Consider the following 740-nt stretch of genomic DNA (forward strand, 5'->3'; position numbering starts at 1 on the left):
GCTTATTGCCAGATGTCGTAACTGGCTCAAGCGCCGGTTCTATCATTGCTGCCGCCTTAGGGACGCATACCGATGACGAACTACCTTCCTTGTTTGACCCTAATACCCATAATATGAAAGCCTGGAAGTGGATGGGCCTATTGAATGGTATTAAAGGCAAAGGCTTTATGGATCAGCGTCAGCTGCAAGACTATATTCGTAGTTATGTAGGTGAATACACGATGCAAGAGGCCTACGAGAAGACGGGGCGGAGTATTAATATCACTGTTTCGCCTGTCCAGGCTCATCAAAAGGCTAGATTATTGTCAGGTTACACATCTCCATACATGCTAACGTGGAGTGCATCGTTAGCGTCTTGCGCAGTTCCAGGAATTTTCCCCCCGGTTAAACTGCTTAAGAAAGATGAACATGGACACAACGTACCGTATATGCCCCGCTTACGCTGGGTTGATGGCAGCATGGTTAGCGACTTGCCAATCGAGCGCCTAATGCACCTCTACGATGTTAATTATTCTATCGTAAGTCAAACCAATCCTCATGTAGTGCCTTTGCTGGAACGAACAAAAGGGCTGTCTAGTAATCGTTTCTTAAAATTACCCCTAGCGCTTGTTAAAGCCGAAGCAAAATTTCATGGCCAGGCAGTGAGTGACTATATAAGAACTCATACCAAATCTGAGATGCTTCGACAAGTTTCTGGTCATGCTTATTCTATGATGTCTCAGAATTATTATGGCGACGTC

Annotated in this window: 1 protein-coding gene; it reads left to right on the forward strand. The window is 45.3% G+C overall.

Going from position 1 to position 740, the window contains the following annotated elements:
• Positions 1 to 740 (forward strand): patatin-like phospholipase family protein (locus tag A3766_RS07160; RefSeq protein WP_197479403.1); only part of this gene is annotated, 740 nt, incomplete at both ends.

It is taken from the genome of Oleiphilus sp. HI0132 (assembly GCF_001635845.1).